The following is a 26,029-nucleotide window of genomic DNA, read 5'->3' as shown; positions in this document are numbered from 1 at the left end:
TAGGAGGATACGATGTCGGATTATCAACAATATCTTAATGAACGAGATAAGCTTGATTTTTTCATCCAAAAGGGGTTTCGAATTAATGCAGTCCATGAACACTTAGATGGGGCTTCGGTTGAGTTTTACCACCCAGCGAGTAAAGAAAAGGAAACATTGCTTATTGGCACTGCCAATGCAAGAAAGTATTTTTCCAGCTTACTTATTAAACAGAATTTAGGCATAAGATGAGCTGAGAAGAAAGGGGGATTGGTGCTTATAACCAATCCTCTTTTGAAAATTTATGTTTATAGTTGGGAGAAATAGGATGAAGGAGCATTTACCATTAAGGGTTTCCGATATTTTATCTCGGAAGCACTTCGAAGAAGCGGTCGTGATAGCTGGGGAAGAAGGTTTGAACCGGATAGTAAAATGGGTTCACGTTGTCGAAGTAACAAACATTCGAAATCTTTTAAACGGAGATGAACTTATCCTATCAACGGGTGTGGCATGTACAGAGAATGAGGACCTGTTTGTTTCCATGCTCAATCAACTGGTAGAAACGAATGCAGCAGGTCTTTGCTTTGAAATGGGAACTTATTTGTCAGAAATTCCAGCAGCAGCCATCAAGATTGCAGAAGAAAAAAAGTTTCCGATTATTATTTTTCAAAAAGAAGTTCCGTTCGTTGAAATTACACAGGATATTCATACCTTTATTATTAACAAACAATACAGGAAAATTAGCGACTTACGAGAGTTATATGCTGAAGAAAAAAGGAGGGTCGAAGAATTTGAGTGGCTCCAAGGCTGGCTAGAGGGTGACCATTCCTTAGACAGTATTAACGAATATTTACTGGAACACGGGATAAAACCAAAATCTACTGAAGCGGTTGTTTTACTAGCCAAGTTACATTCATTTAAAGAGATAGAGAACCAAGACGCAACCTATATAAAGATATTATTTCGTTCTGTCTTTGAACAGAATGGCTTTGCTGTATTTTTGGTTGAAAAAAGAAATGTAGTGATATTCATTTTATTAAATAATCGTCCGAATAAGAATATTAAGGATCGATTAAAAAAAGCAATACAGTCAATTGAGGATTCAGAGTTTCTGAGGAAGAAGCGTACAGCAAAGATATATATGGCGGCAGGTAAGCTCGTTGAGCAATTAACAGATATACATATGAGCTGCCAAACGGCAAAAGAAACACTTCGTATTCAACAAGAAATGTCGAAAGAAAAAATTTACTTTTATGAGGATTTACATTTATATCGCCTCATATCCCAAATCAGTAAGCATGTAGATTTACAGGAACTTGTCATGGAATATCTACAGCCCGTCATTCAATATGATAAAAAGTATAACGGCAAGCTGTTAGAAACATTAAAAACGTATTTAGAATGTAATGGTTCCAAACAAGAAATGGACCATGAAAAACGAGTAACATTTGAGTTCATGCTGCTTGTAAAAGATTATTTATCACCCTATCTCGCAAACAGTAAAAAAAATATTACGTAGTGTTCATTTTGTGTAAGAAAAGAAGGGGTTTTCTTACAGTATGTCTAATGAACAACTTTCAACGATACGAGATAATGAATGTATATGATTACCATTCATCTATTTAACTAGGAGGCGAATATATGAGCGTAACTAAAAAGGATACTACTGTTCTACAAAACTTTATTAATGGGGTTTGGGTAAGTTCAAACAGCAGTCAGACGCTAAATGTCCCAAATCCTGCAACAAATGAATTACTCACTAAAGTTCCAGTTTCGACGAAAGAGGATGTTAACGCGGCGGTTGCGGCTGCGAAGGAAGCGTTTAGCAAGTGGAAAAAGGTTCCGGTACCAAAACGAGCAAGAATCCTCTTTAAATATCATAGTCTATTAAGTGATAACCATGAGGAGTTAGCAAGACTCATTGTTCAAGAAAATGGTAAAGCATTTAAAGAGGCATATGGGGAGGTTCAGAGAGGTATTGAATGTGTAGAATTTGCCTCAGGGGCACCGACCTTGATGATGGGTGAAACATTATCAGGTATTGCCGAAGAGATTGATTCGGAAATGTTCCGCTATCCATTAGGCGTGGTTGGCGGCATCACCCCATTTAACTTTCCTATGATGGTACCGCTTTGGATGTTTCCTTTAGCCATTGCCTGCGGAAATGCCTTTGTGTTAAAACCATCTGAACGGACACCGATTTTAGCCAATAGATTAGCAGAGTTGTTCTCTGAAGCTGGGGCTCCTCCTGGAGTATTAAATATCGTTCATGGTGCACATGATGTCGTAAATGGATTACTCGATCATGAAGATATCGCGGCCATTTCTTTTGTTGGTTCTCAGCCGGTTGCAAAGTATGTTTACGAACGAGCAGCGGCGAAAGGAAAAAGAGTTCAAGCGCTTTCTGGAGCGAAAAATCATCATATTGTCATGCCAGATGCCGATATGGATAAGGCGGTACAGCACATTATCTCTTCAACGTTTGGAAGCGCTGGGCAGCGCTGTATGGCATGCAGTGCGGTTGTGGTTGTCGGTGACAATGAACCATTTGTAAAGGCCTTAGCGAAAAAAGCAGATGAGTTGATCATCGGAAATGGAATGGATGACGAGGTGTTATTAACTCCAGTTATTAGAAAAGAACATCGCGAAAAGGTCCTTGGTTACATCGAAAGAGGCATCACAGAAGGTGCTGACTTAATCCGCGATGGACGCAAAGAAATGAGTAACCATCCAGAAGGGAATTTCTTAGGACCAACCATTTTCGATCATGTTACTCCTGAAATGACCATTGCCAAAGACGAAATTTTTGCCCCCGTTTTAAGCCTGCTCCGTGCCAGTGATTTAGATGAGGGACTGGAATATATTCGAAAATCCAGATATGGAAATGGAGCCACCATCTATACCAATAATGCGAAGGCCATCCGGCAATTCCGTGAAGAAGCTGACGCGGGTATGCTCGGTATTAACGTTGGTGTTCCGGCAACAATGGCATTCTTTCCATTTTCAGGCTGGAAGGATTCCTTCTATGGTGATCTCCATGTAAATGGGAAAGACGGCTTAAACTTCTATACGCGTAAAAAAATGATTACATCCCGTTTTGATGCATAAAAAAGGAGGGACAGAGCCATGGTTCAAACAGGTCGACCGCATGAAGAATTGCTGGCACAGGATGATAAATATTTATGGCATTCTATGAAACCTTATAATCCCAATGCAACCATAGTTGCCACGAAAGCAGAAGGTTCTTGGGTAACCGATGCCAATGGAAAGCGCTATTTAGATGGTATGGCTGGCTTATGGTGTGTGAATGTTGGTTATGGAAGAACTGAGCTTGCCGAGGCGGCGTATGAACAGTTAAAAGAAATGGCTTATTTTCCTCTTACTCAAAGCCATATTCCGGCTATCAAACTGGCTGAAAAATTAAATGAGATGCTTGGCGATGAATACGTCATCTTTTTCTCAAACAGCGGTTCAGAGGCGAATGAAACGGCTTTTAAAATTGTCCGTCAATATCATCAGCAAAAAGGGGATTTTAACCGCTACAAAATAGTATCCCGTTACCGCGGATATCATGGAAATTCCATGGGGGCTCTAGCAGCAACCGGTCAGGCACAAAGAAAATATAAATATGAGCCGCTTGCTCCAGGATTCATTCATGTTTCTCCGCCAGATTCCTATCGGGATGATGTGAATGTAAGTGATCCAAGGGAACTTTCATCGGTAAAAGAAATCGACCGGACCATGACGTGGGAGCTAAGCGAAACGATAGCAGCGATGATTATGGAGCCTATCATTACGGGCGGGGGAATCCTAGTGCCGCCTGAAGGATACATGAAGGCAGCCAAAGAGGTTTGTGAAAAACATGGTGCTCTGTTAATTGTAGATGAAGTCATCTGCGGCTTTGGTCGAACAGGAAAACCTTTTGGCTTTATGAATTATGATGTTAAGCCCGACATTATCACAATGGCGAAAGGGATAACGAGTGCGTACCTGCCTCTCTCCGCAACGGCTGTTCGGAAAGAAATATACGAAGCCTTTAAAGGAACGGAAGAATATGATTACTTCCGTCATGTGAACACATTTGGCGGCAATCCAGCTGCTTGTGCCTTGGCGTTAAAAAACCTTGAAATTATGGAAAAAGAAAATCTCTTTGACCGCTCGCGTGACCTTGGTAAACAAGTGGTCTCTGAATTAAGTGACCTTCTTCAGGACCATCCATTTGTTGGCGATGTACGTGGAAAAGGATTATTGGTGGGTATTGAATTAGTGAAGGATAAGAAGACAAAGGAACCTTTAGATGTAACGCTAGTTAATCAAGTAATTGCCAACTGCAAACAGGAAGGGTTATTAATTGGTAAGAACGGAGCCACTGTTGCTGGATACAATAACGTATTAACATTATCACCGCCATTAACTATCAAGCAGGAAGACATTACTTTTATTATTAAGACAGTTACAGACTCCCTTAAGAAAATCAACTGAATATATAAAAATCCTAAGTGTGGGAAGATCACACTTAGGATTTTTTGTCTATAAGACTATTTAATAACGATTGGGATTCTGCCATTCAAAAGAAAAGTATCGCTTAAATGATGCCTGTATTCGACTTGTGCATAAGAGCTAATTGGTCGATCAAACCTCATTAACACATCACAGCGCTGGGCAGTAGACATGTCTATAGGAGTACCTTCAGGAACTGTATATGGGTGATTATACCGACCAAATGGAGGAACACCTAATGAACGACCATCAACTGCAATAACGGCAACATCAACTGGGAAGGTCACCTTGATTTTGCTATATGCACCACATAATAACCGGATTAGAATTGTCTGATTTCTTCTAGCGTTAACTGAAATCTGCATTCCGGCCACACCACTATTTAATGAAGGTGGGATGGTTAATCCAGGTCGAATAGAAACAGTACTGCCAACGCGTCCTGGGAAATTAACTCCGGTGACAACAAAGTAATCGGGGTTGTAATCATGAAAGGCAAAGAATTCTTCATTTCCTCTGTCATTCGTGTGAAACTCATCGTTAACTCCTGGTCTATCACCATGTTCAGGAAAGGTCTGATGAGCATGCTCAGCCTGATCCCGCCAAACAGAATCAATATCGTCAATAACCCAGAGAGCCTCAACATCGTACTCATCATCCCTAATCCGTAATTCCCACCTTGCGCACTTTGGCTAGCTTCAGAGTGGTCATGCATTGGATAACAAATGGGTGATAATTGAACAGAGATATCGAAATCTCCAGCCTCATCCCCGCGTTTTGGCATAAATGTTCCCAACTCTTCTGTTGGAGGCCAGACGGGGTGGGGAGCAGATCCTGAAATACGTGGATTAGGAATGGAAATCAATGGGTTATCCGGAAGTCCAATTCCCCTTTCATTCGGCACATCTGGTGGTCTAGTAAAAGGAACAACCCATTCGATAACGTCAAGTGGTTTGACCGTTAAGGTGTCCATCCAAATCGGATTTTCTTCCACTACTCCGTTTTTCCCCGTTGCATATACATGGTTTGCATGAATATGCAAAGAATGAAGTGAAATACCTGCATTAAGTATTCTGATGACAGCTGGTTCACCCACCCTTTGATGTGGGGTAATGGTTGGATTATGAGCTGCAAACCATCCAGAATGACCGTTTATCGTAAAATAATCAGGTTTTTTATTTAATCCATCTGATCGGAAACGATCCCTTTGGTAGGCACTTATAAATTGTGCTGCAGGATAATCTCTTCCTGGCGGATAGTTTCCAACATCAGCAAACAAACGGGAACTAGCTGCATGGAGCAGCCATACATATTGTCTAAAGGCAGGTGTATGTGTTGCTGGATCTCCTTGTTCCCAAGCTAATCCAGGGAAGTGGGAGGTTGATCCAAAATCATCAAATAACTGCTGCACGGCTGGTGTCGGATTAGCATATGGCGTGAACTTATGTCCTGGAGCAGCCTTGGCAGGCATAACAATTAATGCTCCGTGAAGACCCATTACACGGTCCACTGGTGCATTCAGGTTGTCATAATACAAATAAGTCCCTGCCTTGGATGTAACAAATTGGATATTCTTTGTCGCTCCAGGTGCAATCGGACCGCTGTTTACCAAACCTGGTATGAAAAAAGCATGTGGTTCGTCAAGTCCATTTGTGACGGAAACCTTAATGAGACTTCCTTCAGTAGTTAAAATATGTGGTCCAGGAATTTCTGCTGGGAAATTAGCCTCTTTGTACAACCAAAAGTAACATTGTGCTTGGTTAATAGAATTATGTGTAACCATGTCTTTTATAGAGTCTGTAATGGTAAAGTTGAGTTCCTGCACCTGTTTAACTGCAAAAAGTGAATTATTGGATAGCCATGCAGGCATCACACTTCCTACAACTAACGCTGCAAGACCGCCTCCCGCATATTTAACAAAATCTCTTCGTTTCATCTTTACCTCCTTAAACAGTCGTAGAGAAATGGTTTTACTACGTAAAATGACCTATGTATATGCACAGAAATTCCGAGTCTCACTCGGGGGATACTCGGTCCAAGGTCACAAACCGTTCTCGAAATAAAGACCTTTTTCACCTGTTTGTAGTTTTCAACCTTGTGCGGCTGGTGCTAAATAACTATTCATTTTGCAGTTTGAAATTTCCTTTCTATCCCACACATTGACAGCAATTTTTTTATCGTGGTTATTTTTTAAAATATGACAAAGAGAAGAATGGATGTCGAAATTTTTCACTGCAGAAAAATTTTATAATTCATAGATTCATAATTTTACGAGTTAGATTTATTTTTTTTGCTAAAACATGCTATAGTAAATTGACATTTAGAGTAATTAAAGGATGAAAACAATGACGAAGACAGTTTATATGAAAGAGTGGCAGCAGGCACTTGAAAATGAAATACTTTACTTGAAAAAATATGGCAGTAACAAATATAGAGTGACCAATGGCAGGCTGCTGTCAAACGATGGGACATTTACCTATTATTTTGATACTGCCTTCTCATTAAAAATACCAGTTGGTTCTTCTATTACGCTTGTATGGGGAGGCGTAAAACAGGGAGGACGGACCCTTTCTTCTGAGGGGAAGGGGATCATTGTTCAATTAGAACAATCATTAGGTGATTTAATCCCTGATGCCTATATCTATCATGATCCTTGGGAGCTGCTTCAGCAGCTCATCGAACGGTTAGACGAAGTCAACAAAAGCAAGCAGAAACGTTTAAGGGTCAACCGGTTAATGAACCCTTCGATGCCGGCAAAACACCCCATTGAAAAGGTTAAAAGCAATGTCCATGAATTGGTTCTACGTTCAAAATACAACCCGGTCACCTTTGTGTGGGGACCGCCTGGAACCGGTAAAACCTATACCCTTGCACGGGTTGCTGCAAATAAATATTTTCAAGGAAAAACGGTACTTATCCTTTCGCATAGTAACCAAGCAGTAGATGTATTAATCAGTGAGATTTCAGCTTTTATTAAAAAGAAAGACCGCTTCAAAGAAGGGGATGTACTTCGGTATGGATCTAATACCGGCGTGGGAGAGGATAGCGAAGAAGCACTTACCACCAGTCAGCTCCTCCAGAAACAGGAACATAGTCTCGTAGAAGATAAAAATGCTTTAATAGAAGAAAGAAAAAACCTAAAACATGATATTGCCCGTTCTTTTAGTAAAAGAGATACAAATCAACTATTGGAACTTGAGAAAAAGATTGCCAGAGTGCTTGAAAAAATACGTCAAAAAGAAATAGAATTTGTAAAAAATGCCCTTGTGGTGGGCTCCACCCTTGCAAAAGCAGCTAGTGATCCTGCTATATATGGGAAAGATTTTGATGTTGTGATCGTGGATGAAGCAAGTATGGCTTATGTACCACAGGCAGCATTTGCAGCCTCTCTTGGTAAAAGAGTCATTATATGCGGAGATTTTAAACAATTACCACCTATCGCCTCGTCCAGGGACTCACTCGTAACAAAATGGCTAAAAGAGGATGTTTTTCATCGAGCGGGTGTGGCAGATTGGGTGGAGGAGGGTAAGCTCCATCCGCATTTATTGTTATTGAAAGAACAGCGGAGGATGCACCCAGATATATCTGCTTTTACCAATCGATACATTTATCATTCTCTTGTAGGTGACCATGAAAGTGTACGAAGTAGTAGAAAGAGGATTGTGGAACATGCACCTTTTTCGGGACGGGCTGCCATCCTATTAGATACAAGTTATATGGGTGCTTTTTGTATAAATGAAAAAAGTTCTAATTCAAGGTCAAATCTATGGCAGGCTCTGATTTCTTTTCAACTGATTCATGAATCCTATCTAGGCGGTGCTCGTTCCATCGGTTATGTAACACCCTACCGAGCACAAGCAAATTTAATGGATCTCTTGCTGCAGGATTTATATGAAAAAGAACGGTTAACTGCAGATATCGTTTCTGCCACCGTTCACCGCTTTCAAGGCAGTGAAAGAGATGTAATGATCTTTGATACAGTAGATTCCAATCCACAGGAACGAGCGGGAATGCTATTAACGGGAAAAGATAGTGAACGACTCATAAATGTGGCAATTACAAGAACAAAGGGAAAATTTATTCATGTCTGTAATATCGCTTTTATACGTAAACATGTCTATAATAGGAAAACGATTAGGCAGTTGGTTGAACATCAAGAAAAACATCAGCAAAGTGTGAAAACAAAGGATATTGGCACCTGGATTAGAAATCAACATCCTAATTTAAAGTGGATCCATGCACTAAAATTAGACAAGGTGCTTAGAGACATAGAAAATGCCCGTTCTTCAATTATTATTTCCTTACCAGTAACGATTGTTTTACCAGAGTCATGGACAAATGTTTTAGTTCATCGGAATCCGTCCGTCACACTCACCGTTATTTCTGAGAAACCAATTCCAGAAATACAGCCTGACTCATGGCAGGAGGCTGGGTGTTCCTTCCCGTTTGTTGTCATTGATGAGCATATTCTCTGGCTCGGTTTCCAGCTAGGAAGAGGAAAAGGGCTACAGCCTCCCTTTATTGCAGCAAAATTAAATTCAGAAAAGGTATGCGATTATTTAATCGGACAGTTAGTAACAGATAACATTAACTAAAGAACTAAATGTAATGATTTAATTTTCAAAAAACATCCTTGACAATTTGCTCATTTCTTTAGATAATAAGTAAAATTACAAATTGCTAATGGTAAGGGATTAGTAAACTTGGGAACGTGAAAGAGAGTGAAACCCACAGGCTGTAAGGTTTCTCACGCGAAAGAGATTGAACCTGCCCTTTTCACACCGCTTATGAAAACATAAGCCGTTTTCCCTCGTTACGGAGTTAAAGTGGATGCTAAAAGCATCAATGAAGGTGGTACCGCGGAAACGATTCTTCCGTCCTTTTTACAGGGACAGAAGAGTCGTTTTTTTACTTTTTTTAGAGGGGTTAGAGGAAATGAAGAAACAACTCGTGGTTGTAAAAATAGGCAGCAGTTCATTAACAACAGCTTCAGGTACGATATCAGAAGAAAAAATTCGTGACCATGTTGAAGCACTGGCATGTATAAAAGAACAGGGTCACGATGTCATACTCATCTCTTCTGGTGCAGTTGCTGCAGGTTTTGGGGCGTTAGGGTATCCGACACGGCCAAAAACCACAGCAGGGAAGCAGGCAGCAGCAGCAGTCGGTCAAGGATTATTAATGCAGCATTATCATTTGCAATTTAAAGAGTTTGGTATTGTACCAGCCCAAATTCTATTAACTAGAGAAGATTTTTACAGCCTTGAGCGGTTTCACAATCTTTACAATACGATATCTGAGCTGCTTCAAAGGGGCGTTATACCGATTATTAATGAAAACGATTCTGTTTCAATTGAGGAATTAACCTTTGGTGATAATGATATGCTGTCTGCGCTTGTAAGCGGGTTTTTACATGCGAATGCATTAATTATCTTAACGGATGTAAATGGCTTATATGACGGTAATCCAAAAGTGATGAAGGACGCGAAGAAGTATGACTTTATTCCCAGGGTTAACGATGAACTGCTTGAAGCTGCAGGAGGAAGTGGGTCCTCCGTTGGTACAGGCGGAATGAAATCGAAGCTGCTTGCTGCGAAAAAAGCTCTTTCCTTCGGGGTTAGTGTCTTTGTCGGGAAAGGACAGGGAAAGGAAAAGCTCTTAAATATTTTAGAGGGGAAAGGCGACGGAACTTATATTGGCGGCTCCTTCCAAACACAAATGCAAAAGAAAAAGCAATGGATTGCTTTTCATTCTCATACTGCTGGCATTGTCGAGATTGATGACGGTGCAGAACAGGCAATTGTTACAAATGGGAAAAGTTTGCTGCCTGTTGGTGTTACAAATGTTATTGGTGATTTTAATGCGATGGATGTTGTCGAGGTTCACAATCAAAGAGGTGAATTGATTGGCAAAGGACAAATCTATTATTCTGCAAAAAATCTTCAAATGGTCAAAGGTTTACCTGGCGAGAAAACGAAAAATTTTTCTATTAATAAAAGAGCAGAAGTGATTCATCGAAATAACTGGGTCCTTTTGCCGGAGGAGTGAAATTTACTATGAGTGAATTATTAGAAAAAGCTGTAAAACTAAGAGCAGCATCAAAGGTTCTTGCTATTCTCACTACGGAAGAGAAAAATGAAGCTTTAGCAAAAATGGCTGACCGATTATTGACAGAGAAAGAATTGATCCTTACTGAAAATGCTAAAGATATTGCAGCAGGAGAGGAAAAAGGATTTTCGCCTTCTTTGTTGGATCGGTTATTGCTTACGGAAGAAAGAATCGAGCAGATTGTAGAAGGGATTCGCCAATTGATTGTACTTGAAGATCCAATCGGCGAAACGATTGAAGCTTGGGAGCGTCCGAATGGGTTAAAGATTCATACCGTTCGTGTTCCGATTGGTGTTATCGGAATGGTGTATGAAGCGCGTCCGAATGTAACGGTGGACGCAGGCAGTCTTTGCTTAAAAGCGGGAAATGCTGTTCTTTTAAGAGGAAGTACTTCGGCTCTTTACTCTAATAAGGCACTTGTGAAAGTAATGCGTGAGGCTTTAGCAGATAGTAAAATACCAGCCGATGCCGTTCAACTGCTCGAGGATACGAGCAGGGAAACAGCTTCGCAAATGTTTAAACTAAATCAATATCTTGACGTTCTGATTCCCCGAGGAGGTGCAGGTTTGATTCAATCGGTTATTCAAAATGCGACTGTACCTGTGCTTGAAACGGGTGTTGGGAATTGTCATATATTTATTGATGAGACTGCAGAAAAGCAAATGGCTATTGATATTACGATTAATGCAAAATTACACCGTCCTTCTGTTTGTAATGCGGCTGAATCCCTTATTCTTCACGAGGATTGGCCACATAAACAAGAGATCGTTCATTCCTTAAAGGAAAAAGGGGTGGAGCTTAGAGGGGATAAAGAGCTGGCAGCGCAATACCCTTTTGTAAAAATTGCCGTTGAAGAGGACTGGCAGAACGAATTTTTAGCACCGATTCTAGCCGTGAAATTGGTAAAGAGTGTGAAGGAAGCCATCCAACATATCGACAAGTATGGAACGAAGCATTCAGAAGCCATCATCAGTGAAAATGATGAAAATGTACGGTTATTTTTCCAAGCGATCGATGCAGCCGTCGTCTATCATAATGCTTCCACTCGTTTTACCGATGGGGAACAATTTGGCTATGGAGCGGAAATCGGGATTAGTACACAAAAACTACATGCACGCGGTCCAATGGGTTTAAGAGCCATTACCACGACAAAGGCAATTGTACAGGGAACAGGTCAAATCCGTTCATAATAAGTAATAGAGAACAAGGTACATTCTTGTTCTCTATTTTTTTCGATCCTTGTTATGCGAGAAAAGATTTCTGTTATAATAAGATACAAACATATATTCTTATTTTTGAAGAAGGTGATTTTCTTGGCAAATACCATACAAATAGCGGTTAGGACGCTTGTGGAACATGTTTATAGCAGTGGCAGTATTGATTCCCGTTTTCGGTCACAGTCCACACTTTTAGATGGAACAAGAATTCACCAAAAAATCCAACGTACATATCAAGATTCTGATCAAAAGGAAGTTTATCTTCGAGCTGACCTACCCTTTAAAGATGTCATATTTACTATTGATGGAAGATGTGATGGTTTATTATTGCGGAATGGTGAGGTAATCATAGATGAGATAAAATCCACTTCTCAGCCGTTGGAACATCTTGGACAAGAAGGTATTCCTGTTCATTGGGCACAAGCAAAAATGTACGCTTATATATATGCCATGGACCATCAGTTACCGGAGATTTTTGTGCAGCTTACCTATGTGCAGGTTGAAAGTGATGAGAAAAGATATCTGAAAAATTGTTTTACATTGGAGGAACTAGATGTTTTTGTTCATGAGGTGGTCGAAAATTATTATCCTTATGCAAAATTACTTCATGATCACCGCCAAGCGAGGAATGAAAGTAGTAAACAACTGGTTTTTCCATTTGATTCTTACCGTGCAGGTCAAAGGAAACTAGCTGGTGGTGTTTACAAGACGATCTCAGAAGAAAAGAGTTTATTTGTAAAAGCACCAACTGGGATTGGCAAAACGATTTCAACCTTCTTTCCTGCTGTTAAAGCTATGGGTGAGGGGCATTTAAATCGAATTTTTTATCTGACTGCTAAGACTATTACCAGAACAACGGCTGAAGAGGCTGTAGAACGAATGCAATCTTGCGGGCTATGTTTGAAATCCGTTACGATTACAGCGAAAGACAAGGTTTGTTTTAAGGAGGAGACCAAATGCCAGAAGGATTATTGTGAGTTTGCTGATGGCTATTATGATCGAATAAATGAAGCTGTGTTAGATATCGTAATGAATGAAACCACTATGAATCGTGAGGTAATCGAGAAATACGCTCGAAAACATACCATTTGTCCTTTTGAGTTCTCGATTGATCTTGCTTATGCAGTTGACGCTGTCATTTGTGATTATAATTATATTTTTGATCCTCGCGTATCGTTAAAACGATTGTTCGAGGAGCAGAAGAAGTCAACACTCTTGTTAGTTGATGAAGCTCATAATCTGGTTGATCGCGGAAGAGAAATGTTCTCTGCCTCCTTAAACAAGGATACGTTTCTTCAATTAAAAAAGGAATTTAAAACTGTCAATAAGGTTATCTCCGATTTTGCTTCAAAAATAAATGCCTGGTTTATTTCATTGAAAAAGCTTCATGGTGAGCAGAGTGAGTTTACTGTGGAGCAGCTGGATGAAGAATTGGTTGAGTTGTTAACCCAATTTAATGAAGGTGCTGAATTTTTCCTACAAAAAGAGAATGCTCCAAACCTGCTGGAGCTGTACTTTCAAGTCAATGCTTTTATGAAAATAGTTGAATTACTTGATGAGCATTATGTGATTTATGGAGAGAAAAATAAAAACGATGTAACACTAAAATTGTTCTGTATCGATCCATCCAAATTACTACAGAAAATGGGAAAAAACTTTCGGTCAAAAGTCTTTTTTTCTGCCACACTATCGCCGTTATCTTATTATCAGGATATGTTAGGCGGGCAAGTGGACGATTATACACTTTCGATTCCTTCGCCTTTTAAAGAAGAGCAGACAGATATTTTTATCAAACCGCTCTCGACTAGATATCGTGACCGAGAGAGAACAAAAGAGCCAATTGCATCTATGATTCATGCCTTAGTTCAAAATCGACCAGGTAATTATTTAGTTTTTTTTCCGTCCTATCAATATTTACTTGCGGTATATGAACAGCTTATTACAGAATACCCGGGAATCCATACCTTACTTCAAGGTGCGGGAATGTCTGAGCTGGAAAGAGAAGCCTTTTTAGAAACGTTTAAACCAAATCAAACAGAGACATTGATAGGATTCGCCGTACTTGGCGGTGTTTTTTCAGAGGGTGTGGATTTAAAAGGTGATCGGTTAAACGGAGTGGTGGTGATCGGGGTAGGTCTGCCACAGCTTTGTTATGAACGGAATCTGATAAAGGAACATTTCAATCAAAAGGAAAAAAACGGTTATGATTATGCCTATGTTTATCCTGGAATGAACAAAGTTTTACAGGCGGGCGGGAGGTTAATTCGTTCGGAAGAGGACCACGGGACCATTGTGCTGGTAGACGACCGGTTTTTACATAGGCAGTATCAAGACCTTTTACCACAAGAGTGGCGGAGTTTTACGGTCATTTAGGTGCTTTTTTATCTAATTGGATGAAAGTTTGACTACTTAATCTAAATTCATTAAAATTAGACTATATAATCTAATTTTGAAATGAAGGAGAAAGCTAATGAATCATCCAATTTCAATTTTTATACTAGATGTAAGTAACTCTTCTTCCGCTGAAATAGGAGAAGAATTAACGAACTACCTAGATGAGATGGTGGCCTCAATCAATGTTTGGACGAAGGAGTTTGGCCATTGCAAGGTAAAACACCGTGCGGGCGATGAGATTATTTTTGCTGGTTATGGCTATTCGACGGCATATATTATTGCTTTTTTTATCAGCAGGGTTTGGAAGTATCGTGATCATACCCCTTATTTTGGTTTGTCATTTGGTGATAGTGATAAAGAGTTAGAAGAAGTTGATATTGAGAAATGGATCCACCCGTTAATAAAGCAGGCGAGATATGCGAACGATTTATTAAAACAAGAGCCAGTCAGACCACTATTCAAATTTGAACTTGATCAATTTTATCAAGATATTTCACTCTTTTCATATAACCAGTTTCGGAATGAGTTTGAGGTTTTAATTAATTCATTATTACGTTTACAGATGAACATGTTAAAAGAGCAAACTCCTATTCAAGAACAGGTTTTTACCTATTACTTTATTTTGCAGCAGCAAAAAGCGGTAGCAAAGCTGCTCGAAAAAACAGCACCGACCATTTCCAGTCATTATAAAAAAGGAAAATCTGAAGAAATTACAAAGGTTTTTAGCGAATTGGTCACCATCCTAGATTCACTGCAGGAAAAATCGTATAACGATAATCAGAGGAATGAAAAAAGTGAATCATTAATGGAATCAATTCGACATCATTTAAAATTAAATCATATTAAGCAATGACCTGATAGAGAGGAGTTTCCATGCTATTATTATCCCTCATTCTCGCCCATCTCATAGCTGATTTTTATTTGCAGACCGATGAAATGGTCGTAGACAAAATGAAAAATATTAAGAAGCATATTGGCCACCATTTTCTTGTAAATGTACTTGTGCTGACAGTTTTTTACCTTTTTTCATCTAAAGAAGTGAGTATTATTACGTGTCTTATTTTTCCGTTGCTCTTTATTGTGAGCAGCCATTTAATTACCGATATCCTTAAAATCAGGCTCCTTGATACCTTAAAAATAAGCAATGAAGAAAACCTAAAAAGAGCTAGTTTCTTCACGATTGATCAGCTGATACACCTTGGAACAATTCTCCTTGCTGGACAGTATTTTTTAGGTGTTCAGCTTGCAAGTATCCAGGAATTTTTTAGAAACGGGAAAGAATTGGGCACGATAAACTCGGTATTATTCATTCTTATTGTTTTGATTCTTGCCACTAGTGTAAGTGGACACATGATAAAAATCCTATTAGGCTCCCTGCCTAATCAGCTTTTAACCTTTGAAGGGAAATATACATTTAAAAATGAACGGCAAGAGGCTCAATATGCCAAGAACCATACGGGTAATAGAGCCTTAACAGAGGAATATAACTATACGATTTTTAGCAAACATGATCTCTCACGGGGAAAATTAATTGGTTATATTGAGAGATTACTAGTTATCGTGTTAACCTTTTACAGTGCTTATCCAGCGATTGGATTTATCGTTGCGGCTAAGTCGATTGCACGGTTCAAACAAATGGATGACCGCAACTGGGCAGAGTATTTTCTATTGGGTACGCTGACATCGATGTTTATAGGAATTACACTTGGAATACTTCTAAGGGAAGTATTGACCTAAAATTTATCTTCTTAGCTGCCTATTAGTAGGCAGCTAATTTTTTTTTCGGAAAAATGACACAAGTGGTATGTTTTAGCATATAATTAAGAAAAAGTTGCACGAAGGAAAAATTTTAATAAGGGGGAAAGAGATATGAGCATACCAAAAACAATGAGACTTGTGGATGGTGAGAAGGGAAATTTAATTCAAATCACTTCTTTAAATCTGGACGGTGTGATGAGAAGAAGATTGTTAGATTTAGGCTTTGTGGCTGGTGCGATGGTCGAGGTCATTAGAAAAAGCCCTTTAGGGGACCCAATTGCTTATCGAGTCAGTCAAACGACCATTGCGTTAAGAAAAGAGGAAAGCTCTCGGATAGAAGGGGTGTTGATGACAGATGGGGAATAGTTATCGAGTGGCCTTGGCGGGAAACCCAAATACCGGTAAGAGTACTTTATTTAATGCCTTAACGGGCTTAAGACAGCATACAGGAAACTGGGCTGGAAAGACTGTTTCGCTCGCGCAAGGCAATGTTCAGTATAAAGATACAACGTTTAATTTGATTGATCTTCCAGGTACCTATTCGCTTTTTTCCAATTCAAGTGATGAAGAAGTAGCAAGAAACTATATTGTTTTCGAAAAACCAGATGTTACCGTTGTTGTACTGGATGCAACATCCTTAGAGAGAAACTTCAATTTAGCCTTACAGGTATTGGAAATGACAAATAATGTAATTATCTGTATTAACCTAATCGATGTCGCAGAAAAACAAGGGATTAACATTAATGAGCGGATTTTAACAAATCGATTAGGCGTTCCTGTGATTAAAATATCGGCACGAAATAAAAAAGGCTTCCCTATGCTGCTAGATACCATAGACCGAATCGTGACCGGTGCGATAGAATGTCAACCTGTCCAAACCACCTACCCGGATGATATTGAAGAACAAATTAAGAAAATTGAACCAAAAGTTTCGGAGCTTATTGGAAATGAGTTGTCCGCACGTTGGGTTTCGTTAAGGTTGCTGGATGGTGACGAAACATTACTGAATGAGATTAACGAGCGATTTGGACAAAAGGAGAGAGCTTAAATGAGTATTCAACAGCTTTACACAGAAGCACAGCAGCTTTCAACGGCCAAGCTGAGAGATGATATTGTTCAACAGCTCTATGAACGTAGCCATCGGCTTTGTGCTGAGGGCATTAAGTATACAAAGTCGAACAGAGACACAAGGACCGAAAAACTAGATGCGATATTTACCTCGCCGATTTTTGGATTTCCGATTATGCTTACGATGTTGGGTGTATTGTTTTACTTAACAATTGCTGGAGCAAATATACCGTCCTCGATGTTAGCAGAGTTCTTTGGTTCGATGGAGAAATATTTAACTGCATTTTTTAGCTTTATTCACGCACCTGACTGGGTTCATGGCGTTCTTGTTCTCGGTTTATACCGCGGTACAACGTGGGTTATTAGCGTCATGCTGCCTCCGATGGCAATCTTTTTTCCAACCTTCGCACTCTTAGAGAATTACGGTTATCTACCACGTGTTGCTTTTAATATGGACCGTCTGTTTAAGAGGGTGGGTGCTCATGGGAAGCAATCCTTAACGATGGCTATGGGTTTTGGCTGTAATGCAGCAGCGGTGATATCTACAAGGATAATTGAATCGCCCAGAGAACGAATGCTGGCGATATTGACCAATAATTTTGTTCCGTGTAATGGGCGTTGGGGAACATTAATTGTATTAGCCTCGTTATTTATGGCTGCAAATTTTACAGGCGGACTTAAATCCCTTGTTACAACCGGTGTGATTGTCGGGATTGTCATGTTTGGTATTATTGTCACCTTTTTTGTCTCTTGGGTCCTATCAAAAACAGCGTTAAAAGGGATTCCAACCCACTACACGTTAGAACTTCCTCCATACAGGAAACCTAAAATTTTTGATACGGTGGTTCGCTCATCGTTAACAAAATCATGGTCGGTTTTAATGCGTGCGGTAAAGGTTGCAGCACCGGCGGCGATTTTAACCTGGGTGTTTGCAAACATTTTTATTGGTGATACCAGCATTCTGATGTATGCAGTTGAGTTCTTAGATCCATTTGGAAAATTGCTCGGTCTTGATGGCTATATTATGATGGCGTTTATTTTAGGCTTGCCAGCGAATGAAATTGTCCTTCCCATCTTGTTAATGGGGTATCTATCAACAGGATCCTTAACAGAGGTGGATAGCTTGGTCGATTTAAAGCAAATCTTTCTCGACCATGGCTGGACGTGGCTTACAGCACTAAATATGATGTTATTTTCACTGCTTCATTATCCATGCGGAACAACGCTTTTAAATATTTATAAAGAAACTAAAAGTAAAAAATGGACGTTTTTAGCCTTTTTGATTCCTACGGTCATTGCCATTCTTGTTCCTTTTATTATTACCCAAACCGTTAGATTCTTTGGCTGGATGTAAATTGAAAGTAGAGGATTCGGTTTTCGAGTGCTTTCTTTTTAAGAATTGACGTATGAATTGGCATACGTCTTTTTTTTATGTTTCTCAGTTGGAGGATCAGGTTAGATCAAATACCTTACCTGATAAATAGACGGAAAAATTCCGCCTAATTCGTAATTATTATTAAAATGGGCTTAAATAGACGGAGAGATTCCGCCTATCGGCTCGAAAAATTCGAAAATGGGAGATTTTTCTTTGCATAGACGGAAAATCTCCGCCTAAATCACCTGAAATGAGTTCTATTTTGCACTTAACCGGAAAATTTCCGCTTATTTTACATTTGCTGGTTACTAGATAAAGACAAGACATTGGGGTAAGTTTTATGACAAAAATCAAAGAGAACCTCATTTTTCAAAACAAAACTCTTTAAAAGTGGTGTCTTTTTTTGTTGGTTTGATTTTTCTATGTCATAATAATCAATAAGGAGGAGGGAAGTTTTATGCGTTTAAAAGGTAAGAAAGTTGTTAGTCTTGTCCATCATGATTTTGAAGATCTTGAGCTATGGTATCCAATTCTCCGATTACGAGAAGAAGGGGCTGTGGTTGACCTAGCAGGAGAAAAGGCTGAGGAAGAGTACATAGGAAAATATGGAGTGCCAGCAAAATCGGATTACTCCTATAGTGATATTAAAGGGGAAGAATACGATGCGATTTTAGTTCCAGGTGGTTGGGCACCAGATAAGATTCGCCGCTTTCCTGAAGTTCTTTCACTGCTTCAGCATTTCGAAGAAAACAAAAAGCCGATTGGTCAAATTTGCCATGCTGGCTGGGTATTAATTTCGGCAAAAATCCTGCAGGGTAAGAAGGTAACTAGTACACCTAGGATTAAGGATGATATGGAGAATGCCGGTGCAACTTGGTATGATGAGCCGGTTGTGGTCGACGGACATTTAGTCTCAAGTAGACGCCCACCTGATTTACCGGATTATATGCGTGAATTTGTTAAAGTCATCGAACAGAAATAAGTTATTTTTAGCATTATTTCCAGCCATTTTAGAGATACTTATGGAATGAAATGCTTATTCTTTTAATGAGAGGAAGATGTAACGTGGCAAATATTGAAGTTGGCGAAGTTTTCACAATTAGTGATGAAACAGATCAGGAGCAGGAAGTGGAAGTGTTAGCTTCTATCAATATAGAAGGCACCAATTATGTAGCGGTGGGATTTGTTGAAGATATAAAAGAGGAAACAGAAGAGGACATTGATATCTTCTTTTTAAAAGTTGATGAGGATGGAGACTTAACGGCTATCGAAAGCGATGAGGAGTTTGACAAGGTATCTGCTGCTTTTGATGAGATTATGGATGAGGAAGAGGAATAGGGTCAAAGAAAGCTGGCAGATGCCAGCTTTTTTAAATCGATTATTCAATTACCTGGCTTCCAGCAGGTATCCCATTAAGAAAATAGAAAACTTCTAACTTTCCATCACTGGTAAAAAAGGGAACTGCAACACCAATAGTGCCAGCTTTAATAACCACTGGACTATCTGGATCTTCGGGTTTTGAATGAACGTCCTTAATAAATTTGGTAACTTCCGCTTTACTTATTCCCTTCCATTTATAGCCACTATCTAAGTTATTTAATTTTAATGTCTTAAACTCGTCACTTGCTAAGAATTTTGCTATTATTTTGTTCTTTTCGGCACCGTCAAGAATAGTAAAGGAATCACATGAACAATTTTCCTCACCCTCGTGTGCAAAAGCTAGATTCCCTGGACCTGCCAACATCAATAAAACAATCAAACTAGTAAAAAGTAATGTTAATATCTTTTTCATATATTTTCCTCCTTTTTGTTTTCTACTTATATATTCCTTTATTTCTCGACAAATTCCTGCAAATATTATGAAAAATTTCGTACAATTTTACTAGTTCTTGTTACTCATGTTTGATGTTTAGTTTTTTCATTCGATACTGAAGACTTTGACGGCTTAGTCCTAGCACATCTGCAGTTCTAGTAATATTGTAATCATTATTTTTCAAGATATGTTCTATATAGGATTTTTCAAAGTATTCCATTTGCTCCTTTAGTGAAGTGGTCGTATCTGTTCCATCTTTTAAAAACATATCAACCGATACAGAAGGAGTGTTTCTTTCTTTTAGATGCAATTTACTTCGATATTGATAGGGAAGATGCGAATACTCAATGAGTTCTTCATCATCCATCATAATGTTCATAGCCGCTTCAACTAGATGTTCTAGTTCACGAACATTTCCATGCCAGTCATACTCTAGAAATGAAGCTTTAACCTCTTCTGATAAACCTTTTACGTTCATTTGAAAGAGATCGTTGTACTTGTTAATAAAAAGCTGGGCCAGGAGAGTGATATCCTCTTTACGCTCCCTTAAAGGCGGAATAAAGACGGTGACAACTCCAAGGCGATAATATAAGTCCTTCCGCATATGATTGTTGGTTACCGCATCGATCGGGTCCTCGTTAATATTTGCTATTACACGAACGTCAACGGGTGTATCCTTTGTATCCCCGACCCGGCGGATTGTTTTTTCTTGAAGTGCACGAAGCAGTTTAGCCTGAAGGTTTAGATTAAGAGAATTTATCTCATCAAGTAACAACGTTCCGCCGTTGGCCTGTTCAAATAATCCTGGCTGGTCGATGGCTCCGGTAAAAGCACCCCGCCTTGTGCCGAATAGAAGACTTTCTATTAAGTTATCAGGTAAAGCAGCGCAGTTTTGAGAGATAAAGGGGCCGGAAAACCGACTGCTGGCATTATGTATACTTTGGGCAAACAGCTCTTTTCCAGTTCCTGTTTCTCCCACAATTAAGACGTAAGAAGAGGTCCGTGCGGCACGCTTGGCACCTTCAATGACTTCCTTCATCACGGTACTGTTTCCTGTAATACTATCAAAAGTATATCTAGTAGTACCTTTTCGCGTGATATTCCCTTTTATTAAACGTTCCAGCTTGGTCACGTCGTTGGCTATTTCAACTGCACCCAATAGTTCTTCGTTTTCATAAATAGGAATGGTATTGTTGTTGGTGGTGATTTCTCGGCCTTTATTATTAAAATAAGTTTGCTTAACATTCTTTGTCTCTTTTCTATCTTGAAGCGCTTTTACAAGTGTGCTAGATTGATCTTCCTTAAACATAAAGACATCTAGCAGATTCTTATTCATGACATCGTGGATGTCCATCGATTCCATTTGAGCCATTTTCTTATTATAAATAACCGTATTCCCTGAAGCATCTACAGCATGGACCCCAACATCCACTTCATCTAAAATCCTTTTATACATGGAAATAAGATACTGCAGGTATTCAACTGTCATTTTTGTCTGATCCATGATCTTCATTCCCCTTATTGTTTATCTTTCTATTAAAACAAATATTCCAAAATAGCGCAAAATATTTTTGCATTAAAAATAATTTAAATATTTTGCGCAAAAATATTTTGCGTTTAAAAACATAAATAACATAAATCCCTTATAAATATAGATTTTACGTTTGGCACGGAACTTGCATTATATTGTTTTGAACAAACCACAAGGGGGATAAAAGAATGAAACCGTATACGCATGAACCATTTACTAATTTTACAGAAGAAGCAAATAAACAAGCATTTCAACAAGCTCTTTCGTATGTTCAATCCCAGCTAGGAAAGGAATATCCTGTTGTGATTGGCGGGGAATCCATTACAACTGATAAAAAAATTCAATCTATTAATCCAGCAAATAAAGAAGAAGTCATCGGAAGTGTGTCCATGGCAGACCAAGAACTTGCCGAAAAGGCCATGCAAACGGCATTAACTGCATTTGAATCTTGGAAGAAATGGAAGCCTGAACACCGTGCCAATATCCTATTCCGTGCAGCAGCGATGTTGCGCCGCCGTAAACATGAATTTTCTGCTTATCTTGTAAAAGAAGGTGGTAAACCATGGAAGGAAGCGGACGCAGATACGGCTGAAGCAATTGATTTTATCGAATATTACGGTCGTCAAATGCTTCGTATAAAAGAAGGTTTTCCTGTACAGAGCCGTGATGGCGAATACAATCAATATCACTACATTCCACTAGGTGTAGGAATCATTATTTCACCATTTAACTTCCCATTGGCGATTATGGCTGGAACAACCGTTGCAGCAATTGTGTCTGGGAATACCGTGCTTTTAAAGCCTGCAAACTCTACACCAATTGTGGCAGCAAAGTTTGTAGAGCTAATGCATGAAGCTGGTTTACCAAATGGCGTTTTAAACTTCGTACCAGGCAGCGGGGCGCAGATTGGGGATTATCTTGTTGATCATCCGAAAACTCGTTTCGTATCCTTCACTGGCTCTCGTGAGGTTGGGTGCAGAATCAATGAACGAGCGGCAAAAGTTCACCCAGGGCAAATATGGATTAAACGTGTCATTGCTGAAATGGGCGGTAAGGATACCGTAGTTGTAGACAATGATGCTGATTTAGATTTAGCTGCAGCAAGTATCGTTTATTCAGCTTTTGGTTTCTCTGGTCAAAAATGTTCTGCTGGCTCTCGTGCAGTTGTTCATCAGGATGTTTATGATGAAGTGCTTGAAAAAGCTGTGGCGTTAACCAAAACACTGACACTTGGTAACCCAGAAGATTTATCTAATTATATGGGTCCAGTGATTGATGATAAATCATTTAAGAAGATCATGAATTATATTGAAGTTGGTAAACAAGAAGGAAGATTAATGACCGGTGGAGAAGGCGATGACTCACAGGGTTACTTTATCCAGCCAACGATCTTTGCTGATTTAGATGAAAATGCGCGACTTATGCAAGAGGAGATTTTTGGACCAGTTCTGGCTTTCTCAAAAGCTCGTGATTTTGACCATATGATGAAAATCGCTAACAACACAGATTACGGTCTAACAGGAGCTTTAATTTCAAACAACCGTGAACATATTGAACGTGCCCGTGAAGAATTCCATGTTGGAAATCTCTACTTTAACCGTACTTGTACTGGAGCGATTGTTGGATATCAGCCATTTGGAGGATTCAATATGTCAGGAACAGATTCTAAAGCAGGCGGTCCCGATTATTTACTGCTTCACATGCAAGCTAAAACAACTTCCGAAACGCTATAAGGAGGAAATAAAATGAATACTACTATAAATAAAACAACTGAAATTATCGAAAAAACACAAAAGTTTGGTGCCAACAATTATCTTCCACTGCCAATCGTAGTTTCGAAAGCAGAGGGAGTATGGGTGGAAAATCCAGAAGGAAACCGTTACATGGATATGCTGAGTGCTTATTCCGCGGTAAACCAAGGACACCGTCATCCTAAAATTATTAAGGCCTTAAAAGACCAAGCAGATAAAGTGACTTTAACTTCACGAGCTTTCCATAATGACCAACTCGGTCCCTGGTATGAAAAAATCTGTAAATTAACAAATAAAGAAATGGCACTTCCTATGAATACAGGTGCTGAAGCGGTAGAAACAGCTATTAAAGCAGCACGCCGCTGGGGCTATGATGTAAAAGGAATCGCTGAGAACCAAGCAGAAATTATTGCTTGTACAGGTAACTTCCATGGCAGGACAATGGGTGCAGTTTCCTTATCTTCTGATCCTGAATATAAGCGAGGATTTGGTCCGATGCTTCCAGGGATTAAGCTTATTCCTTATGGAGATATCGAAGCATTAAAAGCTGCTATCACACCTAATACAGCTGCTTTCTTAATTGAACCAATCCAAGGAGAAGCAGGAATTATCCTGCCTCCTGAAGGATTCTTAAAAGCAGCTTCTGATTTATGTAAAGAAAACAATGTATTGTTTATTGCCGATGAAATTCAAGTTGGCTTAGCTCGGACAGGAAAAATGTTTGCTGTTGAATGGGAAGAAGTTAACCCAGACATGTTAATTTTAGGAAAAGCATTAGGTGGCGGAGTGTTCCCAATTTCATGTGTTGTGGCCAACTCCGAAGTTTTAGGTGTATTTAATCCAGGTTCACATGGATCCACTTTCGGTGGAAATCCACTTGCTTGTGCTGTGTCAATTGCAGCTTTAGAAGTGATTGAGGAAGAAAAACTAGCAGACCGTTCACTTGAATTAGGTAAGTATTTTCTAGAACAATTAAAAGCAATCAATAGCCCTGTGATAAAAGAAATAAGAGGCAGAGGTTTATTTATAGGTGTAGAGCTGACAGAAGAAGCAAGACCTTACTGTGAGCAATTAAAGGAAGAGGGTTTATTATGTAAAGAAACACATGATACCGTTATTCGTTTTGCGCCGCCGCTTATCATTACAAAGGAAGAAATAGATTGGTCAATTGAAAAAATCACTAAGGTTTTAGCTTAATAACTATATTTCTATACTACTAAAATACGAGGTGCGGGCATGTCTGTTAAGGCAGTGATAAATGAAATGTCAAAAGAACAGCAAAAGGAAAAGGAATCTTTAAACTTATACTACTCAACACAAACGGTCATACAAGAAGCATTAACGAAGTTGGGCTACAATAGTGAAATGTTTGAACTATTAAAAGAACCGATTCGATTATTGACAGTAAGAATTCCAGTCCGAATGGATGATGGCACCGTGAAAATCTTTACCGGATACCGTTCGCAGCATAACGATGCAGTTGGGCCAACAAAGGGCGGCGTTCGCTTTCATCCTGATGTCGATGAAGCAGAGGTAAAAGCTCTATCGATTTGGATGAGCTTAAAGTGTGGGATTACAAACCTTCCTTATGGTGGCGGTAAAGGCGGTATCATCTGTGATCCAAGAAAGATGTCGTTTAGGGAACTTGAGAGATTAAGCAGAGGGTATGTTCGAGCGATTAGCCAGATTGTTGGACCAACAAAGGATATTCCTGCACCGGATGTTTATACTAATTCACAAATAATGGCATGGATGATGGATGAATATAGTCGTCTGCGTGAGTTTGACTCGCCAGGATTTATTACTGGTAAACCTCTTGTATTAGGAGGATCGCATGGACGAGAAACTGCAACTGCCCGTGGTGTGACCATGTGTATTAATGAAGCGGTTAAGAAAAAAGGAAAAGAGTTAAAAGGAGCGCGCGTGGTGATCCAAGGTTTTGGAAATGCAGGCAGCTACTTAGCTAAATTTATGCATGACGCAGGTGCCAAAGTTGTCGCTGTTTCCGATGTATACGGCGGAGTTTATGATCCAGACGGACTTGATATTGATTATTTACTCGATAGAAGAGATAGTTTCGGAACCTTCTCTCAGCTATTTACGGATACAATCAGCAACCAGGAATTGCTAGAATTAGAATGTGATATTCTTGTACCGGCTGCGATTTCGAACCAAATCACTGAAAAGAATGCAGCTAACATTAAAGCGAGTATTGTAGTTGAAGCAGCAAATGGACCAACCACTCTTGAAGCTACAAAGATTTTAACAGAGCATGGAGTTCTTCTTGTTCCAGATATTCTTGCAAGTGCAGGCGGCGTTACCGTTTCTTATTTTGAATGGGTGCAAAACAATCAGGGTTACTATTGGTCTGAAGAAGAGGTCATGGAAAAGCTTGAGAAGGTAATGGTTAGTTCTTTTGACACGATTTATCAACAAGCTCAAACTTATCAAGTTGATATGCGGTTAGCTGCATATATGGTTGGGATTAAGAAAGTAGCAGAGGCCTCCCAATTCAGAGGCTGGGTATAATCGTACAAA

22 protein-coding genes are annotated in these 26,029 nt (G+C 39.4%); 18 read left to right on the top strand and 4 right to left on the bottom strand.

The window, feature by feature from the left end; all coding sequences use genetic code 11:
* The first annotated feature begins 12 nt into the window (after positions 1-12).
* From QFZ31_RS04745 to QFZ31_RS04730, 4 genes are all read left to right on the top strand, one after another.
* Complete coding sequence (locus tag QFZ31_RS04745) at positions 13-231, top strand: hypothetical protein (protein ID WP_307301322.1); 219 nt, start codon at positions 13-15, stop codon at positions 229-231.
* 76 nt (positions 232-307) lie between these two features.
* Positions 308-1,498, top strand: a complete 1,191-nt coding sequence (locus QFZ31_RS04740; RefSeq protein ID WP_307301321.1) for a PucR family transcriptional regulator — start codon at positions 308-310, stop codon at positions 1,496-1,498.
* A gap of 122 nt (positions 1,499-1,620) precedes the next feature.
* The gene (locus tag QFZ31_RS04735) at positions 1,621-3,087 is read left to right on the top strand and encodes a CoA-acylating methylmalonate-semialdehyde dehydrogenase (RefSeq protein ID WP_307301320.1); all 1,467 of its coding nucleotides are present in this window, start codon (positions 1,621-1,623) and stop codon (positions 3,085-3,087) included.
* Between the two features lie 18 nt (positions 3,088-3,105).
* Positions 3,106-4,461: an aspartate aminotransferase family protein gene (locus QFZ31_RS04730; RefSeq protein ID WP_307301319.1), complete on the top strand. Its 1,356-nt coding sequence runs from the start codon at positions 3,106-3,108 to the stop codon at positions 4,459-4,461.
* A gap of 56 nt (positions 4,462-4,517) precedes the next feature.
* Here the strand turns inward: QFZ31_RS04730 and QFZ31_RS04725 are convergent, their stop codons facing one another.
* On the bottom strand, positions 4,518-4,844 hold the full coding sequence (locus QFZ31_RS04725; RefSeq protein WP_307301317.1) for a hypothetical protein: 327 nt from the start codon (positions 4,842-4,844) through the stop codon (positions 4,518-4,520).
* Between the two features lie 35 nt (positions 4,845-4,879).
* Positions 4,880-6,412: a multicopper oxidase domain-containing protein gene (locus tag QFZ31_RS04720; protein ID WP_307301315.1), complete on the bottom strand. Its 1,533-nt coding sequence runs from the start codon at positions 6,410-6,412 to the stop codon at positions 4,880-4,882.
* A gap of 409 nt (positions 6,413-6,821) precedes the next feature.
* Between QFZ31_RS04720 and QFZ31_RS04715 the strand changes: the two genes are divergently transcribed.
* From QFZ31_RS04715 to QFZ31_RS04665, 11 genes are all read left to right on the top strand, one after another.
* Positions 6,822-9,071: an AAA domain-containing protein gene (locus tag QFZ31_RS04715; protein ID WP_307301313.1), complete on the top strand. Its 2,250-nt coding sequence runs from the start codon at positions 6,822-6,824 to the stop codon at positions 9,069-9,071.
* Between the two features lie 340 nt (positions 9,072-9,411).
* A complete protein-coding gene (gene proB, locus QFZ31_RS04710; RefSeq protein ID WP_307301311.1) occupies positions 9,412-10,524 on the top strand; it encodes a glutamate 5-kinase in 1,113 nt (370 codons plus the stop codon).
* Between the two features lie 8 nt (positions 10,525-10,532).
* Entirely contained in the window at positions 10,533-11,774 is a 1,242-nt protein-coding gene (locus tag QFZ31_RS04705) for a glutamate-5-semialdehyde dehydrogenase (protein ID WP_307301310.1), read from the top strand.
* A 123-nt stretch (positions 11,775-11,897) separates the two neighbouring features.
* Complete coding sequence (locus QFZ31_RS04700) at positions 11,898-14,174, top strand: ATP-dependent DNA helicase (RefSeq protein WP_307301309.1); 2,277 nt, start codon at positions 11,898-11,900, stop codon at positions 14,172-14,174.
* A gap of 97 nt (positions 14,175-14,271) precedes the next feature.
* Positions 14,272-15,048 carry a hypothetical protein gene (locus QFZ31_RS04695; RefSeq protein ID WP_307301307.1) on the top strand — a complete coding sequence of 259 codons (777 nt, stop codon included), beginning with the start codon at positions 14,272-14,274 and terminating at the stop codon, positions 15,046-15,048.
* Between the two features lie 20 nt (positions 15,049-15,068).
* A complete protein-coding gene (locus QFZ31_RS04690) occupies positions 15,069-15,932 on the top strand; it encodes a DUF3307 domain-containing protein (RefSeq protein ID WP_307301306.1) in 864 nt (287 codons plus the stop codon).
* Positions 15,933-16,064: 132 nt separating this feature from the next.
* Entirely contained in the window at positions 16,065-16,319 is a 255-nt protein-coding gene (locus tag QFZ31_RS04685) for a FeoA family protein (RefSeq protein WP_179595618.1), read from the top strand.
* The gene (locus QFZ31_RS04680; protein WP_307301303.1) at positions 16,309-17,001 is read left to right on the top strand and encodes a FeoB small GTPase domain-containing protein; all 693 of its coding nucleotides are present in this window, start codon (positions 16,309-16,311) and stop codon (positions 16,999-17,001) included. The genes QFZ31_RS04685 and QFZ31_RS04680 overlap by 11 nt, the downstream gene beginning before the upstream one ends.
* Entirely contained in the window at positions 17,002-18,375 is a 1,374-nt protein-coding gene (locus QFZ31_RS04675) for a ferrous iron transporter B (protein WP_179595616.1), read from the top strand. It abuts the gene before it with no gap.
* A 478-nt stretch (positions 18,376-18,853) separates the two neighbouring features.
* Positions 18,854-19,378, top strand: coding sequence for a type 1 glutamine amidotransferase domain-containing protein (locus QFZ31_RS04670; protein WP_307301300.1), 525 nt, complete (start codon positions 18,854-18,856; stop codon positions 19,376-19,378).
* A gap of 83 nt (positions 19,379-19,461) precedes the next feature.
* Positions 19,462-19,734, top strand: a complete 273-nt coding sequence (locus QFZ31_RS04665) for a DUF1292 domain-containing protein (protein WP_307301298.1) — start codon at positions 19,462-19,464, stop codon at positions 19,732-19,734.
* Positions 19,735-19,774: 40 nt separating this feature from the next.
* On the opposite strand, the gene QFZ31_RS04660 is transcribed toward QFZ31_RS04665, so the two are convergent.
* On the bottom strand, positions 19,775-20,188 hold the full coding sequence (locus QFZ31_RS04660) for a hypothetical protein (protein WP_307301296.1): 414 nt from the start codon (positions 20,186-20,188) through the stop codon (positions 19,775-19,777).
* A 100-nt stretch (positions 20,189-20,288) separates the two neighbouring features.
* Complete coding sequence (locus QFZ31_RS04655) at positions 20,289-21,713, bottom strand: sigma-54 interaction domain-containing protein (protein WP_307301294.1); 1,425 nt, start codon at positions 21,711-21,713, stop codon at positions 20,289-20,291.
* Between the two features lie 215 nt (positions 21,714-21,928).
* Here QFZ31_RS04655 and pruA point away from each other — a divergent pair, with 215 nt between their 5' ends.
* The 3 genes from pruA (at position 21,929) to QFZ31_RS04640 (ending at position 26,020) form a co-directional block, all read left to right on the top strand.
* Positions 21,929-23,473, top strand: coding sequence for an L-glutamate gamma-semialdehyde dehydrogenase (pruA, locus tag QFZ31_RS04650; RefSeq protein WP_307301293.1), 1,545 nt, complete (start codon positions 21,929-21,931; stop codon positions 23,471-23,473).
* Positions 23,474-23,485: 12 nt separating this feature from the next.
* Positions 23,486-24,688 carry an ornithine--oxo-acid transaminase gene (locus tag QFZ31_RS04645; RefSeq protein ID WP_307301291.1) on the top strand — a complete coding sequence of 401 codons (1,203 nt, stop codon included), beginning with the start codon at positions 23,486-23,488 and terminating at the stop codon, positions 24,686-24,688.
* Between the two features lie 66 nt (positions 24,689-24,754).
* On the top strand, positions 24,755-26,020 hold the full coding sequence (locus tag QFZ31_RS04640) for a Glu/Leu/Phe/Val family dehydrogenase (RefSeq protein ID WP_373459897.1): 1,266 nt from the start codon (positions 24,755-24,757) through the stop codon (positions 26,018-26,020).
* Positions 26,021-26,029: the final 9 nt, after the last annotated feature.

It is taken from the genome of Neobacillus niacini (genome assembly GCF_030817595.1).
Lineage (GTDB): Bacteria > Bacillota > Bacilli > Bacillales > Cytobacillaceae > Neobacillus > Neobacillus niacini_G.
Note: the sequence above shows the minus strand (reverse complement) of the source record. Positions and strands in the feature narration are given on the sequence as shown.